This is a genomic window from Ignatzschineria sp. PL_is040 (assembly GCF_055813795.1).
This window is the reverse complement of sequence record NZ_JBVPGU010000002.1, coordinates 210172-230447: the sequence shown is the minus strand read 5'-3', so window position 1 is coordinate 230447 and position 20276 is coordinate 210172. Positions and strand designations below refer to the sequence as shown.

Below are 20276 nucleotides of genomic sequence, written 5' to 3'. Positions count from 1 at the left end.
TATGCAAAGAAATCAAGTAGGGGCTAATAACCTCGGACGTTTTTCAGGGCTCTTGTCAAGACTATGGTTTTTAGTCTTGGCATTAGTAGTCTATAGAATTGGGGTCTATATTACATTGCCAGGTATTGATGCTGTTACGCTTTCAGAGGTAATGGATCAGCAAGGGCAACAAGGTGGTATATCTGCAATGATTAATCTCTTCTCAGGTGGTGCATTTGAGAAGATGTCTGTGTTTATGCTGGGTGTAATGCCGTATATTACAGCTTCGATTGTTATTCAGATGTTATCTGTAGTGTATGCTCCTCTCGAACAACTCAAAAAAGAGGGTGAGGCAGGGCGTCGTAAGATGACTCAGTACACTCGCTATATGACTATTGCTTTCGGGGTTGTGCAGGGGATTGTTTATTCAATCGCGATCATGAATGGTGGATTTGTAAATGCCGAATTGGTAGTTATACCGCCAGTCCTATTCGTTACACTTTCAACGCTAACACTTGTAACAGGAACAATGTTCCTCGTTTGGTTGGGTGAGCAGATTACAGAAAGAGGTATCGGTAATGGTATTTCAATGATCATCTTTGCAAGCATTCTAATGGGCGTACCTTCATCGGTTGCGTTCCTATTTGAGACTGCTACCACACAAGGTGGTGCAATGTGGTTGTTATTAGTTGTTCTATTCTTGCTTGTATTGGCTGTAATTTTTGTAATTGTCTTTATTGAGCGTGGTCAGCGCCGTATTACAATTCAATATGCAAGAAGACAGCAAGGTAGAATGATGACGGTTGGTAATCAAACTAACCATCTGCCATTAAAACTCAATATGTCGGGAGTTATACCGGCAATCTTCGGTTCTGCGTTCCTATCCTTTGTTTACACCATTAGTACCGGTTTAAGCAAAGTTAATGTGCCAGAATTGACTGACGCGGATACAGGGCTTTGGGGGAGCTTTAGCTATTATGTATCCTTGACACTTAATAAGCTCGGATTTTACGGAGTGAAGTATTTCTCTATAGGTCAGCCTGCATATATGATATTATTTGCGGCACTTATAATCTTCTTCTGTTTCTTCTACACTGCATTGCAGTTTAACTCTAAAGAGACAGCAGAAAACTTAAAGAGAAATGGTGGTTTTATACCTGGCATTCGCCCTGGAATTCATACATCGCAATATTTAGATAGAGTATTAACTCGAATCACTTTATGGGGTTCGCTCTATATTACAATCATCTGTCTATTGCCTGAATTCTTTAATGGTATAAGTCCTGTACAAATGTACTTCGGTGGAACCTCGATCCTAATTGCTGTTGTAGTCGTAATGGATTTAGTGACACAAATTCAAGCATTATTAATGTCTCAGCAGTATGAGTCTTTAATGAAAAAAGCAAATATTAGTTCAGCATTGAATGGTACCCCACCAAACTTTTAGTAAAATATATTGGAGTTAAGAATGAAAGTAAGAGCGTCAGTTAAGAAAATTTGTCGCAAATGTAAGATTGTTAAACGCGCTGGTGTTGTACGTGTTATCTGTGAAGATGGACGTCATAAACAACGCCAAGGTTAATAGTATTGAGTAATTTTAATTTATCAGGTAGAATGCTCTGCTTGATATAATATTAGGATAGGATTTATATGGCACGTATAGCAGGTATTAATATACCAGTAGCAAAGCATGTGATTATTTCACTGCAATCAATTTATGGTGTTGGTCCAACTCGTGCGGCAGCAATCTGTGCAGCGGCAAATGTTGACCCAACGACAAAAGTAAAAGACTTAACAGATGAGCAAGTTGATGCACTACGAGCTCAAGTTGGTGAATATACTGTAGAAGGTGATTTGCGTCGCGAAGTATCATTAAACATTAAGCGTTTAATGGATCTCGGATGCTATCGTGGTATTCGTCATCGTCGTAGTTTACCTTTAAGAGGACAGCGCACTAAAACTAATGCACGTACTCGTAAAGGTCCAAGAAGACTTGTTAAATAATTTGTTAGGGAAAATGTAAAATGGCAAAACCTTCAGTAAAAACGCGTAAACGCGTTAAAAGAAGTGTTGTTGACGGTATCGCACATGTTCAAGCATCATTCAACAACACAATCGTGACTATCTCTGATCGTCAAGGAAATGTACTTTCATGGGCAACTGCTGGTGGCTCAGGCTTCCGTGGTTCAAGAAAATCTACTCCATTTGCAGCTCAAGTAGCAGCAGAAAGAGCTGGTACAGTAGCGCAGGAATATGGTCTTAAAAATTTAGATGTAAATATCAGCGGACCTGGTCCAGGACGTGATTCAGCAGTTCGTGCACTTAACGCGATTGGCTACAAAATCACAAGTATTTCTGACGTAACTCCCATTCCACACAATGGTTGCCGTCCGCCGAAAAAGCGCAGAGTATAATATAAATTTTTAAGGAGTATAGATAGTCATGGCACGTTATATTGGCCCAAAATGTAAATTAGCAAGACGTGAAGGCACAGATCTCCACTTGAAATCTGGCGCACGTTCTTTCGAATCTAAATGTAAACATGACAGAGCACCTGGACAGCATGGTGCAAAACCAGGTCGTACATCTGACTACGGTTTACAGTTACGTGAAAAACAGAAGTTAAAAAGAATGTATGGATTGTTAGAGAAACAATTCCATCTTTACTATAAAGAGGCAGATCGTCGTAAAGGTTCTACAGGTGAGAATCTTTTAGAGATCCTTGAGTGCCGTTTAGATAACGTTGTTTATCGTATGGGCTTTGCTTCTACTCGTGCAGAAGCACGTCAGTTAGTAAGTCATAATTCAATTTTAGTAAATGGTGAGAAGGTTAATATCCCTTCATATCAGCTGAAAGCAAGTGATGTGGTTGCTATTCGTGAGCGTTCTAAAAAGCAAGCAAGAATTGCATATGCAATGGAATTAGCAGAAGCAAATGGCCTAGTTGATTGGGTTTCGGTTGATAAAACAAAAATGGAAGGCGAGTTCAAGCGTGTTCCTGAGCGTTCAGATTTACCAGCAGATATTAACGAGTCATTAGTAGTAGAGTTGTACTCAAAATAATAAGCATATTGGTATTTTTTCGTTCCTTCTTATTATTTTAGATCAATCGGGTAAGTACATATGGCTTTAAATGAGTTGTTAACTCCACGTATAGTGGAGATCAAAACCGACGAAAATCACTTCTCTGAAATATCGCTAGAGCCTCTTGAGAGGGGCTTTGCGCATACTTTAGGGAATGCATTACGTCGTATTCTGCTATCTTCGATGCCAGGTGCAGCGATTACAGAATGTGAAATTGATGGCGTTTCAAAAGAGTACTCTGCAATTCCAGGGATGCATGAAGATGTTATCGATCTTCTGCAAAACCTTAAAGGTATTGCAATTACTCTTCACGATGCCCCTGAAGCATATATCTCATTAGATATTCAGGGTCCGTGTGTGGTAACAGCAGGAAATCTTGAAGTTCCACATAATATTGAAATTGTTAATCCTGAACATGTAATTGCGAACCTTACTTCGAGTGGTTCCTTAAAAATGCGCATGAAGGTAGAAAGTGGGCGCGGTTATAGTACTGCGGCAAACCGTGAAACCGAAGCGGGTGATAGTTCTACTATTTCACTTGGCCTCTTCAAGTTAGATACGACATTTAGTCCTGTAAATCGCGTAAGTTATCGTGTAGAAACGGCTCGTGTTGAACAGCGTACTGACTTAGATAGACTCGTTATTGCGTTAGAAACTAATGGAACTTTAGATCCAGAGCAAGCAATTCGTAATGCAGCAACGATCCTTCATGAGCAGTTAAATGTCTTTGTAGATCTTAAACCAATGCCGGAAGAAGAACCTGTAGAGGAAGAGCCAGCATTTGAGATAGATCCTACATTATTAAGACCTGTTGATGATTTAGAGTTAACAGTTCGTTCTGCGAATTGTCTAAAAGCAGAGAGTGTATATTACATCGGTGATTTGATTCAGAAAACAGAAACAGAGTTACTCAAAACGCCTAATCTTGGTAAAAAATCATTAACAGAAATTAAAGATGTGTTGGCGCAATATGGTTTATCTTTAGGTATGACTTTAGATAATTGGCCACCGCCTAACTTAGATACCTCTAAGCCACCAGCATAATTTAATTATTTGAATAGGAAGTATAAAAATGCGTCATCGTAAAGCAGGTCGTGCATTTAGTCGCACATCAGCACATAGAAAAGCAATGTTCAAAAATATGTCTGTATCTATTCTTGAGCATGAAATTATTAAGACTACACTCCCGAAAGCAAAAGAGCTTCGTCGTGAAGTAGAACCATTAATTACACTTGCTAAAGTTGATACGGTAGCTAACCGTCGTAAAGCTTTCGCAATCCTAAGATCACGTGAAATGGTCACTAAACTTTTTGAAGTTTATGGTCCACTTTTCAAAGATCGTAATGGTGGTTATCTCCGTATTTTGAAGTGTGGTTTCCGCCCTGGAGATAATGCTCCAATGGCTTATGTTGAATTTGTTGAGCGTCCAGCTAAAGCAAATGAAGCTGATGCCAGCTAAATCATAAATTATTTATTAGCCGGTTATTCTTATAGCCGGCTTTTTTATTTAACGGTCGAAAAGATGAAATTTTTCTTTTATCGAGACTCTCGTGTTATTCCGGATGTGCCACGAATTATTACGATTGGGGCTTTTGATGGAATACATTTAGGTCATCAAAAATTATTGCATAAGGTGAATGCGCTACAGGCTAAAAATCCTGATGCAAAGCGAACATTAGTGACGTTTGAGCCACTTCCTCATGAGTTCTTTTTGAAAGAGAATTCACCGGCACGAATTATGTCGCTAAAAGAGAAATTAGCTTACCTTAAAAAGAGTCAATTAGTTGATGAGGTGATTATCCTGCCCTTCACTGAACGCTTGCGGGAAGAATCTCCAGATCACTTTATTGACCATTTTTTAGTAGATCAGCTCAATATTAAGGGAATCGTGATTGGTGCTGATTTTCGTTTTGGTGCAAAAGCGGCAGGATCTTTTGAAGATCTTTCAGCGGCTGGGAAACAGTATGGCTTTGAAGTTGTTCAGGAAGATTATTACTTTATTGGTGGCGTACGTGTCTCCTCGACCTTGGTTCGTGAGGCTCTGGCAGTTTCAAACTTTAATCAAGCGGAGCTCTATTTAGGTCGACCATATCAGATTATGAGTCGTGTCGTTTATGGAAATCAGCTCGCTAGAAAGCTCGGAACAGCGACGATCAATCTGCCATTAAAACGCTTTAAGCCCCCCTTTACCGGGGTGTATAATGTAGAAGCCACTCTCTGTCGAACTCAGGAGAAGTTGAAAGGTGTTGCCAATATTGGTTATCGGCCTACAGTTGATGGCATAAAACCTAATTTAGAAGTACACTTACATGATATTAACCGTAACTTATATGGTGAGACATTTAGTGTTAGATTTCTCTCTAAAATTAGGGATGAGAAACGATTTGAAAGTATTGAAGCATTAAAGGCGCAGATCTTATTAGATGCAGGGGCTTCAAGAGATTATTTTAATCTTCAAAAGTAGGATGTGAACGTGAGTAAAGCAAAAAGAATCGAAGAGAAGAATGACAATATATACCGGGATACCTTAAATCTCCCGGAAACAGATTTTGCGATGAGAGGGAATCTTCCAAAGCGGGAACCTGAGTTTATTGAGTATTGGGATAAGATCGATCTCTACCATAAACAACGGGAGATCTTCAAAGGAAAGCCGAAATTTATTCTTCATGATGGACCTCCTTATGCAAATGGTGCGATCCATTTAGGGCATGCAGTTAACAAGATCTTAAAAGATATTATTGTTAAATCTAGAGGGCAATTAGGTTTCGATTCTCCTTATGTTCAAGGTTGGGATTGTCATGGTCTTCCTATTGAATTAGTTGTTGAGAAGAGTTATGGCAAAGTGGGCGATAAATTGACCCCTGCCGAGTTTAGAGCTAAGTGCCGCGAGTTTGCAAAGAGTCAAATTGCAATTCAAGCCGATGGTTTTAAGCGTTTGGGTGTGCTCTCTTATGAAGAGAAACCTTATTTGACGATGAATCAAGATGCGGAAGCTGATATTGTTTTGGCATTAAAAGAGATCGTTAAAAAAGGTCATCTAGAGAAGGGTGCTAGACCTGTTAACTGGTGTCTCGATTGCGGCTCATCTTTGGCTGAAGCGGAAGTAGAGTATGCAGATAAGGTCTCTTATAGTATCGATGTTAAATTCCCGGTGGTAGATGTTGCCTTATTAGGGGAGAAGATTGGTCAGCCATTAGAGGGCGAAGTCTCTGTTGTTATCTGGACAACAACTCCTTGGACATTACCTGGTAACGCGGCTGTTTCTGTGAACAAAGATTTTATCTATGCTTTAGTCGATAAGTCTGGCGATCAACTTCTTGTGGCAAAAGATCTTGTGGAAGAGCTTGAGAAGAGTTGGGATTGTCAATTACCGATAATTGCAGAATTTGAAGGCGCGGTTTTAGAGAATTTGATGGTGAAGCATCCTATTGAAGCGGATCGTAATGTACCATTGATTTTAGGAGATCACGTTACATTAGATGCAGGGACAGGATTTGTTCATACCGCCCCCGCTCATGGTGAGGAGGACTATGCTGTTGCTCTTAAATATGGGATCGAATTTGAAAATCCTGTATTAGGTGATGGTACTTATATTGCAACTGTTCCCTATTTTGGTGGTCAAAATATTCGTGGTATTGAGCCTGAAATGATTCAATACTTAACAGATAAAGGAATCTTAATCCATAGTGGTAAGATCACCCATAGCTATGCTCATTGTTGGCGCCATAAAACACCTACAATCTATCGTGCAACGCCTCAATGGTTTATCAGTATGGATAAACAGGGATTACGTCAAGAGGTTCTCGATGAAATTGATCAAGTGCAATTTATCCCGACATGGGGTAGAGAGCGTCTTTATGGCATGATCGAAGGCCGTGGCGATTGGTGTATTTCTCGTCAACGCTATTGGGGGGTTCCGATTCCTTTCTTCCTACATAAAGAGACAGGGGAGTTACATCCTGAGACAGATCGCTTGATGGAAGAGGTTGCGACAAGAATTCGTAAAGATGGATTAGAGGCTTGGTTTAGTGCAGAAGTAGAAGATTATCTCCCTGCAGAAGAGGCAGCGCTCTATCAGAAAAATAGAGATACATTAGATGTCTGGTTTGACTCTGGAACAACACATTTTAGCGTTTTAGCGCGTCGACCTGAATTGAGCTATCCGGCAGATCTCTATCTCGAAGGATCGGATCAGCATCGTGGTTGGTTTAACTCTTCAATTATCACCTCTGTTGCAATTAATGGTGTTGCTCCTTATCGAGCATTATTGACCCATGGATTTACGGTAGACGCGAAAGGCCGTAAGATGTCTAAGTCTTTAGGTAATGGTGTTGAGCCAGCTGATGTGATCGATAAAATGGGCGCAGATGTTCTTCGTCTTTGGGTCTCCTCAACAGATTATCGCGGAGAAATTCCGGTATCAGATGAGATCTTAAAGAGAATTTCTGAAACTTATCGCCGTATTCGTAATACCGTTCGTTTCCTTTTAGCGAATACTAATGAGTTTGATCTTGAGAAGAATGGTTTAAGCTTTGATGAGATGCTTCCTCTTGATCGTTGGATTGTTGCAAGAGCCTTAGAGATCCAAGAGGAGATTAAGGAAGCGTATCTTGATTACTCTTTCCATAATGTCTATCAAAAATTACAATACTTCTGTTCAATCGATTTAGGAAGTTTCTATCTCGATATCATTAAAGATCGTCAATATACCGCAGCTAAAGAATCTATTGCGAGACGTTCAGCACAAACTGCGCTCTATCATGTGTTAGAAGCTCTAGTTCGCTGGATGGCACCGATCCTTACCTTTACTGCAGAAGAGGTTTGGTTAGCGATGCGTGATCGTGGTAATGAGCGTTTAGAGTCTGTCTTCTTAACAGAATTTTACGATGGATTGATGCCCCTCTCTGAATCAGACCCATTCAATACAGCATATTGGAACCGTCTATTAGCTATTCGTGGAGAAGCTTCGAAAGTGATCGAAGGATTACGATCTGAAGGTAGAGTAGGTTCTTCATTACAGACAAAGATTACAATTTATGCAAGTGATACATTAGCGGCAGATATCGCACGTCTTGAAGATGAGTTGCGTTTTGTTCTTCTCTCTTCATATGCTGATGTTAAACCTCTTTCTGAAGCGCCTGAATCGCTCGAAGAGCACTCTTTAGAGGGTGAAAGCTTTGCAGTAGATGTTGAAGTATTAGGGGATGATTATCAGAAGTGTGTAAGATGTTGGCATCATCGTGAAGAGGTGGGTAAAAATAGCGAACATCCGCTTCTTTGTGATCGCTGTATTGAGAATCTATCACCGGAAGGGGAAGATCGTCATTATGCATAAAGCTGCTCATCAAGAGAAGCCAGTTAATATCTACTTCTGGATGATCTTTGTGGTTATCGGAGTCCTACTCGACTTTGGTACAAAATATGCAGCGGAACATCTCTTATTGTACGGGGAGAGTATCCCCGTCTTTAAGGGGCTCAGTTGGACATTAGTCTATAACCCTGGATCAGCTTTTAGTTTTTTAGCAGATCAGGGAGGCTGGCAGAGATGGTTTTTTGTTGCTATTACCGTAGTGATCTCTCTGATTCTCTTTTTTTGGATTAAGCGTACCTCATCTTCGGAAAAGCTTTTAAGATTTGGCTTAGCTGCTGTATTAGTGGGCGCAATTGGCAATCTTATTGATCGGGTAGTTTTAGGGCATGTTGTCGATTTTATTCATGTCTATTTCAATGATTGGCACTTTCCCATCTTTAATGTCGCAGATATCTTTGTTACTACAGGAGTTGCCTTTATCCTTCTCTCCTCATTAACGGAGAAGCGACGGCAACGTGAGGATGAGTCAATTCGTTGATTCTTGAAAGTAGTGTCACCCCTAACAGTCATTCATCATCTCTAATAAGTGGTGGTGAATGAGATTGGATGGGTGTGACACTTAATAGATGAAGTAAGAAGTGAAGTGTATTACCGTAACTCCTTTGTGAGTACGGTCTGTTAAGGTGCTAGTAGATAGGATAAAACTATGGCAGATGATAAATCAACACTAGAGAAGATCTTAGAACATAACCGTGAGTTTGTTGACTCGAAAGAGTACGATCATCTCTGTACTGATAAGTATCCCAACAAAGAGATTGCAATTTTAACCTGTATGGATGCGCGAATTGTGGAGCTTCTTCCTAAGGCAATGGGAATTCGTAATGGGGATGCTAAGATTATTAAGAATGCCGGCGCGCTAATTAGCCATCCCTGGGGTGCAGTTATGCGCAGTCTTTTAGTGGCGGCACTTGAGTTTAATGTTAAAGAGATTATGGTGGTTGGCCATACTGACTGTGGTATGCGGGGATTTGATCCAGAACATCTTCTTGGCAAAGCCCGTAAATTTGGTATCACAGATGGAACAATTACAACATTGAGAAATGCCGGTATTGATCTTGATGGTTGGTTGCGAGGGTTTGATAATGTTGGCGATAGCGTTCGTTATACGGTCGATCAGATTCGCAATCATCCTTTAATGCCGGGGCGAGTTGTGGTTCATGGTTTAGTGATTCACCCCACAACAGGAAAATTGCATACCGTTGTTAATGGTTATGTCGAGAATGTTAATCTCCTTGAAACACCTAGTGGTGCAGCGAGTAATACTGCAAATAATAGTAATTTAGTAGAAGAGAATAATGACTAAGAAGATATTTTTAGCCAATCCCCGTGGATTTTGTGCGGGTGTGGATCGTGCCATTAGCATTGTTGAGCGAGCGCTCGATCTTTTTGGCGCTCCCATCTATGTTCGTCATGAGGTTGTTCACAATAAATATGTGGTCGATAGCCTGAAAGATCGTGGTGCGATCTTTGTAGATGAGCTTGATGAAGTTCCAGATGGAAAGATTGTTATCTTTTCTGCCCATGGCGTTTCAAAAGCTGTACAAGATAATGCTAAAGAGCGCGGACTTGAGGTATTCGATGCAACTTGTCCTCTCGTAACGAAGGTACATTTAGAGGTATCTCGTTTTGCGAAAGATGCAATGGATACTGTATTGATAGGTCATGCCGGACATCCTGAGGTGATTGGGACAATGGGGCAGTTTGATTCTCGATATGGTGGGGAGATCCATCTTATTGAAGATTTAGAAGATGCTGATCAGTTAATCGTTAAAGATCCTTCAAAGATTGCTTATGTAACGCAGACAACGCTCTCTTTAGATGACACGTCACAAATTATTGATCGTTTGCGGGAACGTTTTCCGGAGATTCAAGGTCCTAAAAAGAGTGATATCTGTTACGCAACTCAAAATCGTCAAGATGCAGTCAAAACTTTAGCAGAGAATTGCACTCTGATTCTTGTTGTTGGCTCTAAGAATAGTTCTAACTCTAATCGCTTGCGGGAGCTTGCGGAAAAAGAGGGTGCTAAAAGTTATCTGATCGACAGAGCAACAGATATTGATCTCGATTGGTTAGATGGGCATCTCAATATAGGCGTTACTGCCGGAGCCTCAGCGCCCGATATCTTAGTGCAAGAGGTGATTACCTTTTTGCAAGAGAAGCGAGATTATCAATTAGTAGGAAATATGCCGGGAATTGAGGAGAATATTGTTTTTCCGCTACCTCGTCTTCTTCGTCCTTCTGAGGATGAGTCAAAGGCTTGATTCTAAAGTAGAGTGTAGTAATTGTAATAGTAGCAATAGTTGTAATAGCTGCAATAATTGTAATCAAAGAGCGGTTATAAGTATTCGGTTATAAATATTAAATAGCATAAAACCGAAATCATTTTGGAGCTGTCATTCCTAATGATTTCGGTTTTTTATTGAGTGAGGCTGGGCTAGTTATTCACAACGCACTTCATTATGGTCGTTAACTATCGTAATTAATCATTTTTACTGCCATTTAAAGAAAGAGCTTGAAGGCAGGGTTTTCATTCTCATCTTCAAATTGATAGCCTAATTCATCGAGGAATGATTGGAAAGAGCCATCCTGAAGATCTTTTTCAGGCACCTGCATACCGATAAGAACGCGACCATAATCTGAGCCATGATTGCGATAGTGGAAAAGACTAATATTCCATCGTCCCGCAAGCATTGATAAAAATTGTAAAAGAGCTCCAGGTCTTTCAGGAAATTCAAAGCGGAAGAGTCGCTCATTCTCTGCATCTGCTTTTCCACCAACCATATGGCGAATATGGAGTTTTGCCATCTCATTATCACTCAGATCGACCACATCTAACTGATGGCTCTGAAGTCTCTCTAAAATCTGCTGTTTCTCTTCATCGCCACGACTCAGTTGTAAACCTACAAAGATCACCGCTTCTGAGGGATTTCCATAGCGGTAATTGAATTCAGTGATGCTTCGTTTGCCAATAAGGTTGATAAAGTTTTGGAAACTGCCAGGCGATTCAGGAATTTTGACGGCAATGAGCGCCTCATTTCTTTCCCCTAACTCTGCTCTCTCGGCAACATATCTTAATCGATCAAAATTGATATTAGCGCCACTTAAAATGCCGGCAACATTTTTAAATCCTGTGTGAGGATTGGCTTGGAGATACTTTTTAATGCCGGCAACACTGAGAGCACCAGAAGGCTCGCTTAGGGCGCGTGTATTGTTAAAGATATCTTTCATCGCCGCACAGAGTTCATCAGTTGAGACAGTAATGATCTCATCGACATATTTTTGACAAAGTTCAAAGGTCTTTTCTCCGACTAGTTTTACCGCAGTGCCATCGGCAAAAGTCCCAACTTGTGGTAGGTTGATCCGCTTTCCACTCTCTAAAGAGGCCTTCATTGAGGCTGACTCTTCAGGTTCTACGCCAATAATTTTACAATTAGGGGCAATAAATTTCACATAAGCAGCAACGCCGGCGATCAGGCCACCACCACCAACCGGGATAAAGATCGCATCGAGGACCGGTTTTTGATCGAGCATCTCTTTACCGATTGTTCCTTGTCCTGAGATCACGGCAAGATCATCGAAAGGATGAATAAAGCTCTTCCCCTCAATTTCTGAAAGGTGGAGGGCGTGGGCATAAGCCTCATCAAAGTTATTGCCATGAAGAATTACATTTGCGCCCATTTCACGACATGCATTCACCTTAAGAAGCGGCGCGGAAGTTGGCATGACAATGGTTGTATCAAGCTTGAGGTGGAGGCCACTGAGCGCAACTCCTTGAGCATGATTGCCGGCAGAGGCACAGACTACTCCCTTTGCTTTCTCTTCATCACTCAGTTGGAAAATTCGATTAAATGCACCTCTAATTTTGAAGGAGAAGATCGGTTGTAGATCTTCTCTTTTAAGCCAAATATCACATTTTAATTGCTGGCTGAGAAGGTAGAGATGGTCCAATTGCGTATTTTTTGCAACATCGTAGACACGGGCCGATAAAATATCCCGGATTAATGAATTCATGAGTGTGTAACCTTTGTTCTTATTAGATTTGGTAGATGGTATAGAGATAAAAATAAATCGACTAACTCTCTATTAATTCTATCTGAAGCGTGACTGATCTCTTAGGAAGATAAGATCGATATTTTTAGCGCTTTTCAACGCTCTTTTAATATTCCTTACTCCCCTATTGGGATCCCCTCTTATAGTTTCGTTTGACTTTAAAAAGAAACTAAGATTACAGAATGCCTTAGCAAGATTGAGGAATCAAGTTTTAGTTGAAACTATTCTTGTACCATATCTATTTAGGTTTTGGCATCTTATTGGGGATTTGTGGTGTATTGATAAAATGATTGATAAATTGACAAACTTCTCTAAATTGTTCCCGCATTATTGAGGAGATATGAGCACTCATTGCCGATTCGCTTGAAGTTGTTGGGAAAGAGAAGATGTGAGAAGAGATGGGCGCATTGAAGTAGTGAGTAGCATGCTCTTTGACTTCTGTGATAAAAGCTTGCGAGCCAACGGCTAAAGAGATCGATTGTCGCTCTTTTTGTGCTTGCTTTAGTATTGTTGGGATCTTCTGAATCTCTATCTCTATAAATTGGATCTTTGACCAACATTGAGCATCATCAAGGGGTTCAACCATCTCAAAGAGCGTCACAATAGAGGGCGTTAAGAGGGGCTCTTTTTCAATAAGAATTCTTTGTTGAAAGAAAGGGCGAATAATAGTCGGAATAAAGTGCCAATTTTCGATAGGATTCTCTCGAATGGCTGTTGCCGAGATAGGGAAAAGATCTCGAGGGGGGTCGATTAATGTTACCGGAAGTTGAAAGAGCGCTTCATAATGCATCTTATCTTGAGGCTCACTGCTAAAGATTAAGGTGGGTTTGATATTGAGTTTTTTTAGATGAGATTTGAGTCGGTCGCTCCAAGCTTCCCAGCCATTGGGGTAGGAGGGAATACCATCCTCATTAAAATCATATAGAAAGATTCCGGGGATACCTTTAAGGCAATCTTTTGCCCAATTGAGGCGATCTTTAATAGTCGGCGCTGTTGTAAAAGCACTTGTTTGATACAGGGCCTCATCCCGATCAGTTTCGCTACAGACAAAGATGTGAAGCTCATCCACCATCAACTTAGCAGAGAGAATCATACTAATATGACCTTGATGAAGTGGGTAGAATTTTCCGACAATAAGACCGATCTTTTTCATATTTTTTATAAGGGATAGAGGGATTATCTAATAATGATGGAAGGATTATGTGAATGGAAGGATTATCAAAAATTATAGTAATTTTATAACAAGTTGAACATGCTATAATATCATGCCTTTAGATGTGACGATGATAGAGAGACAATTCTCTATCATAACTCTCCCTAATAGGTTTGAGAATTGATCTATTTCCCGCTTTCTTTTAGAGAATATTTGCATGATAACATCGATTTTAACAGGTAGTTTTTTATGGGCAGGGAGTCTTATTACTCTGTTGCTCTATATCGTCTTTATTTTAGCGGTATGTGTCAAAATTATTATGGATAATACGAGTGCCAGTAAAACATTGGGCTATCTCGTTTTGATCGTATTTTTACCGCTTTTTGGTGTGATTCTCTATCTCTCATTAGGGGTCAATTATCGTAATAAGGCGATGTACGATAAAAAGCTTGAATATAATGATGATCTAAAAGATAAGATTTATGAATATACCAAACATATTGAGAATAACCCTCAAGCAATCGATAACCCTGTTATTGAGCAATTTAAGCGATTAGCTCACTCAGTTTCAACGGAAGATATTCATTGGATGAGCCTCAATAATGATGTGAAGCTCTTAAAAAATGGGGAAAATAAGTATCCGGAAGTTTTAAAGGAGATCGCTGCGGCAAAAGAGACCATTCATATTGAGTACTATATTGTCCGAAATGATGGAATTGGTAATCAGATTAAAGATCTCTTGATTCAAAAAGCGAAAGAGGGTGTTAAGGTTCGTTTTATCTACGATGACTTTGGCAGCAAAAAGATTCGAGGGCAATTTGCACAAGAGATGCGAGATGCAGGCATCGAAGTTTATGCTTTTAGAAAATTGCTCTTTATCTTCTGGGCTAATCGGGTCAATTATCGTAACCACCGTAAAATCATTGTGATTGATGGACGCGTAGGGTTTGTCGGTGGAATCAATATCGGAGATGATTATATCAATGTGCCGGGAAGTGGTAAGCCGATATTGCGAGATATGCATGTGCGTCTTGAAGGTTATAGTTGCTACGCATTGCAACATATTTTTTTATCAGATTGGAATTTCTGTGCAAAGCAGAAGATTGAACCTAATGAGCAACTTTTCCCAGTGGATTTACGGGAAGAGCAGGGTAAAACAGCGGTGCAAATTGTGGCAAGTGGGCCCGATTCCCCCGAGCCTTATATTATGAATTCGATCATTCAGGCAATTGCGTTAGCGAAGAAAGAGGTACTTATTACGACTCCCTACTTTATTCCAACAGAGCAGATCTTAACGATGCTAAAGATTGCGGCAAGAAGCCAGGTAAAAGTAAAACTCTTAGTGCCGGAGCGAACCAATTCACTCTTAGTCCGAATGGCGAGTCGAGCGCTCTATCTTGATCTATTACGTGCTGGCGTTGAGATCTATCATTATCAAAAGGGCTTGATCCATGCGAAGACGAGTGTTTATGATCGGAGTTTAGCGATGATCGGAACAGCGAATATGGATATTAGAAGCTTTGATCTCAACTTTGAGGTGAATGCCATAATGTATGATCGAGAATTTGCTGAGAAGATGACAGCACAATATTACGAGGATCTTGAGAGCTCTGTTCAGGTGACTCTCGAAGAGTGGGAGAAGCGTCCTAAATATAAGGTTTTTGCCGATAAAGTGGTCTATTTAGCGTCATCTCTACTCTAATTCTGCTGATTTTAAGTAGCTACTACTTATTAGCCTACCTCAAGTGCTATAAGCTTCAAGGCAACAATTACAGTTACTCTAATTAGGCTAATTCGGATAAGTAGAATAACTAGATTTCGCTATAACAGATCTTGTTATAGCAAAGAGGAAGGCGAAAGATTTAATCGTTTTGATAGATATTGCTGTTCTGTCGAGGAGAGCTGCGTTAATTGATGTCTAAGGAGAAAGTGGAGTGTGACTAACCCACTATTAGGTTTAAACTTTTCGCCATCGAGAAGTGCCGCCATCACCTCTTCCGAGGTGAGTGCATGAAATGCTTCCACTTCACCATCATTAATTTGGGGCTCAAAAGAGGGAGGGATGGGGAGATCAAAGATAAAGATCGATTCATCCCGAATACTCTTATTGTACTCTGTAAGATAGTTAAAAGGGGTAACAAAGGAGAGCGCCTTTGTTGCTGCTTCTGGGATATTGGCTTCTTCCATCGCTTCACGCTTTGCAGTTACAAGTGGAATTTCACCATAACTTAAACCACCTGCTGCAATATTATCGAGCTTATGAGGCTCAATCTGTTTGAGTTTAGAGCGTTGAGCAACCCAGATATGGGAGATTTGATCGCTCTTTTCAGCCTCAACATAGCCATTGATATGAACGCCAAATACTCTAAAGCCTAAGAAAGGGGCCACACCACGTTCTATCGTAAAGAGGGCATTTTGCAGTCGTTCTTTACGGCGATAGACTCCATAGGCCTCATCTCTCCAATTAGTAATAATGCCGGCAAGGCGCAAATTTTCTGAAAAGTTGGCAAGAAACGCATTACGCTCATCAAATGTAGAGCAAATAAATTGGGAGGTAAAGGTGACCGTTGATGTTTCTTGATTCAGCTGAAAGAGCTCCGGATAGTTCGCAATAATGTCGATATTATCTTGATGTATCCAACCGATAATCTCTTCTTGAAAATAGAGGGGCCAGTAGAGAGAAAAATTGGGTTTTGGGAGATATTTAAAGAGATTTGAGAGCATATTAAATGATGGGGTAAGAGAAGAGCTAATGGGCATTAAGGAGAGAAATCTCAAGAAGATTCCTTAGAATACTTCTTGAATAATGCCCAAGCCCTCTCACTATTATTTTCTTTTTATTGTTGGATTGAATTGTTAGGTCGAATTCTTAGATCGAATTCTTAGGAATAGATTAAATTTTTCGATCGATCGCAGCTAATAACGACGCAATGTCTGTGTGATATCTGTAGCAAGAGAGTTGGCAATCTTCTGTAACGCACTGTTGTATGCAGCAACCCCTCCTTCTGCGTCATAACTTCTGCTCGGTTCTGTAATATTGTAGGTAAAGGTCTTAATAATCTTGTTATTACGATTATTAATGAGGCGTGCTTGAAGCTTTAAGACAACATGATTTTCAGTGGCATTAGGAAAGATCTGATTCATCTCCAATAATGTGATGTCGAGACGATTTTGAGCATTAACACTATTAGGTGCCATAACAACATATTGGAAGAGTGCGCGATTCTCTAAATCTTGAGCAATCAGTGATTGAATCAATTGTGCGGGTGGTGCAATCCAATCACTTTTGGTGTAGCTCTCAATCTCATTCGGTGAGCGACTGTAGGTCATATCGGTTGAGAGGCGACCTAAAGATTTTACTTGCGAGATCATAAGTGAAGGGAGCGATCGATTGCCGGTGTTAACACTATTTTCTGCCGGCGTTAAGGTAAAGCTCTTCTTCGGGGGAGCAGATGCACATCCCACAATGATAAGGGGAAGAGCAAAAAAGAGGATAAGTTTTTGCAAACGCTTCATAAATATTCTCCTGATAGAGGCTTTAAGCCCTTGGAACGGATCGAAAATTAAAGTTAAATTTAGATAGGGTATTTAGATAGGGTGTAGATCGGTAGAAAGTGTTTCTACCGATTCTATGATTCTACTCACCTGGCCCCGGTTGCTGTTTGGGTTTACCTAAGATTAAGGAGTTAGGTGAGGCTTCTAACTCTTGCATAAAGAGAGAGAAGTTGTAGAGTGCGTTCTCTAAGGTTGGCAAGATGGATTGAAGATTACTATTGGTCTCTTCTCCTAAGTTATTCCAAGTCCCTAAAGTCGATTGAGCACTATCTAATGTTTTGTTGACATTAACGGTTGTCTGTTCAAGTTGTTTTGATGCGCCTTGAATCTGTTTAGCAAACTCACCTAAAGCCGCTGCTGCCTCTTTTACTTTCGGCTGAATTGTATCGATTGTATCTGTCGCTTTCTCTGTTAATGTATTGACTTTACCACCAATGCCGGCAAGATCTGCGGTAAATGCATTGGTGTTGTTTAAGATATTGGAGAAGTTATCAATATTTTGTGTTGTTAATATAGATCCCATCTTCTTCGAGAGCTCAGTGAGCGACTTGGTTATATTATCGAGCGCTTCATCTAAACGACGAGCGAGCGAAGGACCATTTTGAATTGTGGGAATAGGATCTGCTTTAGTGGGAAGAAGTGCTCCCGCCTGAGGAGTTCCTCCGCTTAAACTAACATTAACGATGCCGGTAATTCCGCGATTGATCAGCTCTGCCTTAGTATCTTTTTTAATTGGCGTTCCGACATCGATATTGAGAAAGATCGTCACATAGCGAGGATCTTCGTGGTTAAGTTCAATTTTACTCACTTTTCCCACATTCACGCCACGATAATCGATAGGAGAGTTGACAGAAAGACCTGCAACCGATTCATTGGTTACAACTTTATACTCAATGGTATTAACCTTTTCAAAGCCATTTGTCAGCCAAATAATGAGCGCAATAAGACATGCGATAAATCCGAGAACAAATGCGCCGACAATAGTGTAATTAAATTTGTGTTCCATGTGCCTCTCCAACTGTGCGTCCACGTGGACCTTGGAAATAGTGTTGAATTAAAGGATTATCATTTTTAACCAGTTCAGCAATGGGCTGATAGGCGATCAGTTTTTTATCACCTAAAAATGCGACCTGATCTGAGATTGCCCAGATCGAATCTAAGTCATGCGTGACCATAACGACGGTTAGGTTGAGTGATTCTTTGAGTTGACGCATCAGATCATCAAACTCAGCTGCAGAGACAGGATCAAGCCCTGCCGTTGGCTCATCTAAAAAGAGTAGTTCCGGATCAAGTGCTAAGGCTCTTGCTAAACTTGCGCGTTTAATCATACCGCCCGAGAGATCTTTGGGGAGCAGATTGGCTGCTTGAGGTTTCAATCCAGATAAGGTGAGCTTTAGCATCGCCACTTCTTCCATCTCTTTACGACTGAGCTTCGTATGTTCTTGTAGTGGCACCATAATGTTTTCTAGCACGGTTAGCGAGCTAAAAAGAGCCCCGCCCTGAAAGAGCATACCAAAGGTTTGACGTAATTTTTGCGCCTCTTTATGGGTTGATCCCCAAACGGGTTGATTAAAGAGGTATACCTGCCCCTTTGTGGGTTTCTGCAGCATAATGATGCAACGGAGCAGGGTTGTCTTTCCAGAGCCCGATCCGCCTACAAGTGCAACAAGTTCTCCCCTTTTTACCGTCATATTGAGATCTTCATGAACAGAATGGGTTCCGAAGCTGTTATAGATATGTTCTACACGAATCACATCATCATTATTCACCGCTTGAGATTGCGGCATAGCAATTTTAACTTCACTCATCGATCGATCTCCCTATAAGCCGACATTGCGCATTAAGATTGAGAAGAGCGCGACGATGACAATGACGTAGAAGATAGATTGTACAACTGCCTTCGTTGTCTGTTGTCCGACACTGTCAGCCCCCCCTTCTACTTGGAATCCTTGATAGCATCCCACAAGAGTAATCACTATTGCAAAAACAGGAGCTTGGATAATGCCTACTAAGAGCGAGCGCCAGGTAACGGCATTGGGGATCGCTGTGATAAACTCACCAAAAGAGATATCGAGATAGATTGCCGCTAAACACATACTGCCAAAGATTGCCATCATATCGGCAAAGAGTGTCAACAGGGGTAGTGAAACAGCAAGCGCATACATTTTGGGCAGAACGAGTTGGTCATAGCGATTGATACCGATCGTCTCTAGCGCATCCACCTCTTCATTGACCACCATGGTCCCGATCTGTGCGGCATAGGCAGCCCCCGTTCGTCCGGCGATAATGATCGCCGTTAAGAGAGGACCTAAAACACGTAAAATTGCGACAGCAGAGAAATCGACAATATAGATACTAGCGCCAAACATCTGTAGAAGACTCCCTGCTTGATAGGAGATAACAGCCCCGATTAAGAAGTTAAGTAGACCAATAATCGGAAGCGCCATAACTCCTGCACTCTGGATATTCGCCCAGAAGGCACTCCATCTAATTTTCCAAGGCGTGAAAGCGCGTTGTGTCGCAATGACAGAAATCTCCCCAATAAATTCGATAAATTTCTGGATCTCATCGAGAAGATAGATGGTAAACATTCCGACTCGTTTGGTGAAACTATTACGATTATCGGGAGCAGCCAGTTGAATGCCGGCATCTTCAATACGAGATTTAATGTAGAGGTAGAGATCGAGCTGTTTCTTTTCAAATCCTTGATAATCGATCTTACTCTCTTTCGGGAGGCTTTTAAGAGCAATATAGAGCTCTTGGCATCCGGTGGTATCGATTTGGCTCAATTTGGATCCATCGATCGTTACATCTTTTAGGGTAGCAATTTGTGGTTGAATCTTATCTGATGCGAGCTGTATCTCTCGCAGATTAGATAGCGTCCACTGCCCATCAATTATGATTGTATTGTTATCAATCGTTATCATTCTGTTTGCTCATTAGTAACGGATATAAAAGTATCAGTAAATATTGATCACTATCGATTGGTCAATATCGCTTGATCATTATCGATGCCATATTGATTCGTTATCAATTTGATTATTCGACTATTCAACTATTTGATTGTTCAACTATTTGACTGTT

At 40.7% G+C, this 20276-nt stretch carries 20 protein-coding genes; 13 read left to right on the top strand and 7 right to left on the bottom strand.

Annotated features, from left to right (window positions below; all coding sequences use genetic code 11):
* The first annotated feature begins 1 nt into the window (after window position 1).
* From secY to ispH, 12 genes are all read left to right on the top strand, one after another.
* The gene (gene secY / locus AC0SAP_RS04640; RefSeq protein ID WP_109200812.1) at window positions 2–1426 is read left to right on the top strand and encodes a preprotein translocase subunit SecY; all 1425 of its coding nucleotides are present in this window, start codon (window positions 2–4) and stop codon (window positions 1424–1426) included.
* Between the two features lie 21 nt (window positions 1427–1447).
* Window positions 1448–1561, top strand: coding sequence for a 50S ribosomal protein L36 (gene rpmJ / locus AC0SAP_RS04635; RefSeq protein ID WP_094566737.1), 114 nt, complete (start codon window positions 1448–1450; stop codon window positions 1559–1561).
* A 68-nt stretch (window positions 1562–1629) separates the two neighbouring features.
* Window positions 1630–1983, top strand: a complete 354-nt coding sequence (gene rpsM, locus AC0SAP_RS04630; RefSeq protein WP_094566738.1) for a 30S ribosomal protein S13 — start codon at window positions 1630–1632, stop codon at window positions 1981–1983.
* A 20-nt stretch (window positions 1984–2003) separates the two neighbouring features.
* Window positions 2004–2393, top strand: a complete 390-nt coding sequence (rpsK, locus tag AC0SAP_RS04625; protein ID WP_094566739.1) for a 30S ribosomal protein S11 — start codon at window positions 2004–2006, stop codon at window positions 2391–2393.
* A 28-nt stretch (window positions 2394–2421) separates the two neighbouring features.
* Window positions 2422–3042 (top strand): 30S ribosomal protein S4, encoded by a 621-nt coding sequence (gene rpsD / locus AC0SAP_RS04620; RefSeq protein ID WP_094566740.1) that lies wholly within the window; start codon window positions 2422–2424, stop codon window positions 3040–3042.
* A gap of 60 nt (window positions 3043–3102) precedes the next feature.
* Entirely contained in the window at window positions 3103–4107 is a 1005-nt protein-coding gene (locus AC0SAP_RS04615; protein WP_094566741.1) for a DNA-directed RNA polymerase subunit alpha, read from the top strand.
* 28 nt (window positions 4108–4135) lie between these two features.
* On the top strand, window positions 4136–4522 hold the full coding sequence (gene rplQ, locus AC0SAP_RS04610) for a 50S ribosomal protein L17 (protein ID WP_094566742.1): 387 nt from the start codon (window positions 4136–4138) through the stop codon (window positions 4520–4522).
* Between the two features lie 63 nt (window positions 4523–4585).
* A complete protein-coding gene (gene ribF, locus AC0SAP_RS04605) occupies window positions 4586–5527 on the top strand; it encodes a bifunctional riboflavin kinase/FAD synthetase (protein WP_473383171.1) in 942 nt (313 codons plus the stop codon).
* Between the two features lie 90 nt (window positions 5528–5617).
* On the top strand, window positions 5618–8398 hold the full coding sequence (gene ileS / locus AC0SAP_RS04600; protein WP_473383241.1) for an isoleucine--tRNA ligase: 2781 nt from the start codon (window positions 5618–5620) through the stop codon (window positions 8396–8398).
* Window positions 8391–8912: a signal peptidase II gene (gene lspA, locus AC0SAP_RS04595; RefSeq protein WP_109236020.1), complete on the top strand. Its 522-nt coding sequence runs from the start codon at window positions 8391–8393 to the stop codon at window positions 8910–8912. Before ileS ends, lspA begins: the two co-directional genes overlap by 8 nt.
* Window positions 8913–9080: 168 nt before the next feature.
* Window positions 9081–9737, top strand: a complete 657-nt coding sequence (locus tag AC0SAP_RS04590) for a beta-class carbonic anhydrase (RefSeq protein ID WP_109236019.1) — start codon at window positions 9081–9083, stop codon at window positions 9735–9737.
* Window positions 9730–10695: a 4-hydroxy-3-methylbut-2-enyl diphosphate reductase gene (gene ispH, locus AC0SAP_RS04585; RefSeq protein WP_473383169.1), complete on the top strand. Its 966-nt coding sequence runs from the start codon at window positions 9730–9732 to the stop codon at window positions 10693–10695. The genes AC0SAP_RS04590 and ispH overlap by 8 nt, the downstream gene beginning before the upstream one ends.
* 238 nt (window positions 10696–10933) lie before the next feature.
* Here ispH and ilvA read toward each other — a convergent pair whose 3' ends face one another.
* Window positions 10934–12445 carry a threonine ammonia-lyase, biosynthetic gene (gene ilvA / locus AC0SAP_RS04580; protein WP_473383168.1) on the bottom strand — a complete coding sequence of 504 codons (1512 nt, stop codon included), beginning with the start codon at window positions 12443–12445 and terminating at the stop codon, window positions 10934–10936.
* A 277-nt stretch (window positions 12446–12722) separates the two neighbouring features.
* Window positions 12723–13637 (bottom strand): adenylyltransferase/cytidyltransferase family protein, encoded by a 915-nt coding sequence (locus tag AC0SAP_RS04575; protein ID WP_473383167.1) that lies wholly within the window; start codon window positions 13635–13637, stop codon window positions 12723–12725.
* Window positions 13638–13854: 217 nt separating this feature from the next.
* On the opposite strand from AC0SAP_RS04575, the gene cls reads away from it, so the two are divergent.
* On the top strand, window positions 13855–15339 hold the full coding sequence (gene cls, locus AC0SAP_RS04570) for a cardiolipin synthase (RefSeq protein WP_473383165.1): 1485 nt from the start codon (window positions 13855–13857) through the stop codon (window positions 15337–15339).
* A 134-nt stretch (window positions 15340–15473) separates the two neighbouring features.
* On the opposite strand, the gene AC0SAP_RS04565 is transcribed toward cls, so the two are convergent.
* The 5 genes from AC0SAP_RS04565 to AC0SAP_RS04545 form a co-directional block, all read right to left on the bottom strand.
* Window positions 15474–16415: an NUDIX hydrolase gene (locus AC0SAP_RS04565; protein WP_473383164.1), complete on the bottom strand. Its 942-nt coding sequence runs from the start codon at window positions 16413–16415 to the stop codon at window positions 15474–15476.
* Between the two features lie 138 nt (window positions 16416–16553).
* Complete coding sequence (locus AC0SAP_RS04560; RefSeq protein WP_473383162.1) at window positions 16554–17153, bottom strand: ABC-type transport auxiliary lipoprotein family protein; 600 nt, start codon at window positions 17151–17153, stop codon at window positions 16554–16556.
* Window positions 17154–17274: 121 nt separating this feature from the next.
* Window positions 17275–18198: an MlaD family protein gene (locus AC0SAP_RS04555; protein WP_473383161.1), complete on the bottom strand. Its 924-nt coding sequence runs from the start codon at window positions 18196–18198 to the stop codon at window positions 17275–17277.
* Window positions 18182–19000 (bottom strand): ABC transporter ATP-binding protein, encoded by an 819-nt coding sequence (locus AC0SAP_RS04550; RefSeq protein WP_229821586.1) that lies wholly within the window; start codon window positions 18998–19000, stop codon window positions 18182–18184. The genes AC0SAP_RS04555 and AC0SAP_RS04550 overlap by 17 nt, the downstream gene beginning before the upstream one ends.
* A gap of 12 nt (window positions 19001–19012) precedes the next feature.
* Window positions 19013–20119, bottom strand: a complete 1107-nt coding sequence (locus AC0SAP_RS04545) for an MlaE family ABC transporter permease (RefSeq protein WP_473383160.1) — start codon at window positions 20117–20119, stop codon at window positions 19013–19015.
* Window positions 20120–20276: the final 157 nt, after the last annotated feature.